We start from the raw sequence: 4,340 nt of genomic DNA, 5'->3' as shown, positions 1-4,340 counted from the left end.
CTTTCTTTTCAGTGAATGATGAGGCAATCAGTACCCGTAGAGGTTCAGTAGGATTCCAGACTCTGGGCTTAAAGGGAATTTCCTCGATACTAATGCCCAGATGCTGAACTTTAACTTTATCTGCTGGGCATCCTAGATTAATGATGCACTGTGCCATATGGGGGCCCTCGCAGAGAATTCTATCTACCTTGGCAAACAGTTCCTGATATCTTTTCTGCCAGTGGGGGCTACTTTTAGGCAAGGAATTAACATCCCAACCGTAGAAAGTCACTACCTGCCTAAGTCCTGCTAGCTTCGCTGCATCTAGATCTCCCCAACCAATATCACCAAAATGAGAATGCAAAATGCTTGCACCTTGCCGTTTGGCAACTTCTACTAAAAATCCCAGGTGACGGCGAAACTGTAGTTTGCGCACACCCTTATCCCAGAAATAGCGCCATTTGGAACTATCACTCAGTGTGTGGATATTGGGTAGCCAAAACTGCTCCAAATTTTCTGTGCGTTCGCAGACAATATGATTTTCTACTTCATCAGGCAAGTAGCGAACTTGGTTATACATCCAAGTTTGCGTCTGTGGTAGCCAGAAGGGATAGCTATGAATAACCTTAATTTTTCTCTTGTCCAATAGCTGAATACTCATTTATTTATTTAGCCCTACCATGACTAATAATTGCTGTATCTGTTCTCGATTGATACACCAGCTTGCCAACAGGTAAGAAATACCTCCTATAGGTATCAGTATGCCTAACACCCAGCCACTACCTAGACCGGTGGGTAACAAAAACTTCAGCCCTACAAGCACAAGTAGCATTAGGAGACTAGCAACAAGTGGTCGCCAAAGCACTGCCCCAAAGTCACGCATCCGTAAATGAATGAGACTAAAAGGAATATTAAAACTTGGGTAACACCAAAGAAAAGACGCGATCACGTAGGCAACTGCAACCCCAACAATCCCCCATTGCAAACCGATCACGAAAGCAGTAAGTATCAATATTCCAGAAACAATTCCCCATCGAAACTGAAGGTCTGGACGACCTTTCGCCTTATAGATTGTGCCTACTGTTGTTCCCAGAGATTGCTCCATTCCTACAGGAGCCAGAATCATCAGTAGCAAAATGACAGGCTGCCACTGTGACCCAAGTAATGTCAGAACAAAGGGCTCAGCAGCTACCCAAAGACCAACCATCATTGGAAAAGAAATCAGAGCAATTAAACCGATAACTTTGAGATAGGCACTTCTAAATTTTGCATTGTCATCTTGTATTTGGGAAAATACAGGAAACATCACCCGAGCAATCACATGAGAGATATTCTGCAAGGGGTAAAGCATGATGCGATATGCCAAGGTGTAGTATCCCAAGTCTTGGCTTCCTAAAACTCGTCCAATTAGGAGGTAGTCTGCATTTCTCTTAAAATAGCGCCAGATACTAGCTGCGGTTAAATTCAAGCTGTAACTACTAACATCTTTGACCTCACTCCAATCAAAAATCATTTTTGGTCTCCAGCTAGTGGCAGCCCAAAGCATAACTGTTGTTACTGTCACTAATACTAATGATTGGTAGACCAAGCTCCATACCCCAAATCCTAGAAGAGCTGAACCAATGCCAACGAAGGAAGCAGACACGATCGCACAAATTTCTATTTTGGCTAAGGTATTGAATGCTAAATTTTTTTCTAAAATGGCTTTCTGTAAGATGCTGATACCAGAAATAAAAAAGTTCAATGAGAGGAATCTCAGAACTGAAGTGACCCTCGGTTCCTGATAAAAACTGGCAGCCAGTGGTGAGATAACAAAGATAACAAATATCCCTAAGATTCCCAAGGCTACATTGATCCAAAAGAGGCTATGCAAAAGTGCATCAGAAATATTTTTCCGCTGAATTACTGCTGATGAGGTGCCCAAATCCTTAAACAGGTCTATAAATGCGATCACAATCATCGCCATGCCCAGTAAGCCAAAATCAGAAGGTGAGAGTAGGCGGGCAAGGATAGCAGTAGTGACAAACTGCATCACCTGCCGCCCGACTTGGGACACTAAAGACCACTTTACTCCAGATGTGGCAACTCGTTTAAGGGACATTAAATCTTCCTCTGCAAAGCTCTTTGACTATTTATTCAACTTATTCAACAGATGTACGTCTCACTTAAAAATTACTACCAGCTAGGCATAATCTCTAAGAGCAGACTTGAAAAATTCAATGTTCTTTTTGTATTCATTGCTGTTTTTTAGCATTTTTTTATAAACCCAAATCCAGAAACTATCGTATATTACTTTGGAAAGATGAATGACTTTTGGTTCGACACCTATTAGAGCACAACAAGCGGCGGTATGCTTTCCATCAGCAATAAAGTATCGCCCATCAACATTAAATACTTTGATTGGTTCATAATTACCAATTTTTATTGAATTCATTTTTTCTTGATATTTTGTTTTGAGAAATGCTATATAATTATGGTTGACTTTGCGAGGTGATCGAAAATCTAATATTCCTCTATTCACTCTTTTTACATAACTAGAATCCATGACATCTTTGTTATTTTTAAGATTTTTCATTAAATCAAAATGTGGAGAGTCAACAATATTAGTGTTGACAAGAGTATGTGAGTCTTTTAATCCATCGGCACAGAGGTATAAGGATTCCAATTGTAATGATTTAATCTCGCCAACACAAAAATATTTTAATATGTCGCTTGAGAGAAGTTGGTTAAAACATTTAATACCAACTTCAGATTGATATAAGATGGAAATATCTAATTTGTAGCAGATTCCATTAACTTTATTTAAAATAACTTTATTTAAAAGCATATAATACTCCACTTATCGTCTATACTAATTCAATTCAAATTATAGAAGAAATAACCTGAACTTTTTCATGGTGAGTGGCCCCATAAAATATTGCCCGAACAAAAGCATTAATAGTTCAAGTTATTTTTTATAGTTTGCTTATTTTGTTTCCGATTCAATGAGTACCTCGTAATACTTCATAGTCGATAGATAGTCACTACTTACTTTTTGAATTTTCCGAATCTCCCGTTGTGCCAAATAATCTAAAGAGACATCAAAAGCCCAGGGAAGAAGTTTAGCCACGCGGAATGAAAGATGTGACTCCTTAGACAAATAACCACCGCGAACTCTACAGACTGACTTGACAGAAAAACTATTAGATATCTCATTCTTGTAGTCAAGTTCAGTTAGCACAAGCATTCCTGACGCCGAAGTCTGATTGGAGAGACTGACCTGCTCATCCATAATTAAACATCCCCCCGGAACTAGGACGCGGCGTATTTCAGATAATATTTTCTGGCAATTAGGTTCCTTGATCAGATACTGAAATACGCCACTGGAAAGGCAAGTATCAAAACTGTTATCTGGGAAAGGAATTTCTACACCATTGAAATGAATAAATTTTAAAATAGGTGACTGATGAATATCCTTTGCCACCTGAATCATGTTTTCAGATGAGTCAATTCCTGTATACTCAATTCCCAAATTTGTAATCCTAGGAGCAAATCTGCCAGTACCGCAGCCAAAATCCAAAAGTTTTTTTGATTTTTTCAACTTTTCCTGAATCAAGCGCCACTGAATCTGATCAATCAGGCGATTCTTGAAGCCTTGATTGTCAGACGGATCAATAACTGCTTGCAGAATTCCTAGTTTAGCATATGTGTCCCAATCTGTCATCGAAATGAATCTCCTATATAGAATATTTTTTGCTTACAATACGTGTTTTATCTAAGCTTGGATTTGACTGCTGCAAGAACACGGGTGATTGAATCTTCAGCAGTTACAATGGGACATGACAGAGCTTCACTTCCAAACCTTTGCTTGAATTCTTTTACTCCCTCATGCCCACCACTAGGATTAAAATCAAAGCAGTCATACTTCTGCTCACAAGCATCTTTGATGCTCTCATACATCAGAAGATTGACTGGACGAAGATGAAAGAAATCTTCCAGAGTTGCACCATGCCAATACACTACATGTTTTTTTGCGTAAAAACAGAGTATTCCAGAAACAACTTGCTCTTGATAAATTGCTAACCAAAGCTTGGTGTTAGCTGAATGTCGCTGAAAAATATCATTAAACAATTCCCATTCATATTTAGAAGAAGCCTTATCTCCCCATCGCCTCAAGGAGTCTTCGTAAACCTGATAATAATGGCTCCAATCATCGAGCGTAGAGGCTGTTTTTACTAAAAAACCGGCTTTTTTTGCCTTTTTGGTCGCAGATTTATGCCCCCTTGACCATTTCTTGTAGATAGCCTCAAACTCAACTTGCAGCTTGATGGTATGAGTTTCATCATCTTGGCTATTGATTAATCCTAGTTTCAAGGCAAGCA

At 39.1% G+C, this 4,340-nt stretch carries 5 protein-coding genes; all 5 read right to left on the bottom strand.

The features are described 5' to 3' along the window. The coding region (locus tag F6K53_RS35345) for a glycosyltransferase (RefSeq protein WP_293083964.1) at window positions 1-640 on the bottom strand (640 nt) is incomplete at its 3' end. Then, window positions 641-2,080: an MOP flippase family protein gene (locus tag F6K53_RS35340; RefSeq protein WP_293083962.1), complete on the bottom strand. Its 1,440-nt coding sequence runs from the start codon at window positions 2,078-2,080 to the stop codon at window positions 641-643. Between the two features lie 81 nt (window positions 2,081-2,161). Further along, on the bottom strand, window positions 2,162-2,806 hold the full coding sequence (locus tag F6K53_RS35335; protein WP_293083959.1) for a hypothetical protein: 645 nt from the start codon (window positions 2,804-2,806) through the stop codon (window positions 2,162-2,164). A 138-nt stretch (window positions 2,807-2,944) separates the two neighbouring features. Beyond that, a complete protein-coding gene (locus F6K53_RS35330; protein WP_293083956.1) occupies window positions 2,945-3,682 on the bottom strand; it encodes a class I SAM-dependent methyltransferase in 738 nt (245 codons plus the stop codon). Between the two features lie 47 nt (window positions 3,683-3,729). Then, window positions 3,730-4,340, bottom strand: a 611-nt coding sequence (locus F6K53_RS35325; protein ID WP_293083953.1) for a GNAT family N-acetyltransferase, incomplete at its 5' end; no start/stop codon positions are given.

Source organism: Moorena sp. SIO4A1, from assembly GCF_010672065.1.
Taxonomy (GTDB): Bacteria; Cyanobacteriota; Cyanobacteriia; order Cyanobacteriales; family Coleofasciculaceae; genus Moorena.
This window is presented reverse-complemented; position numbering and strand designations above follow the sequence as displayed.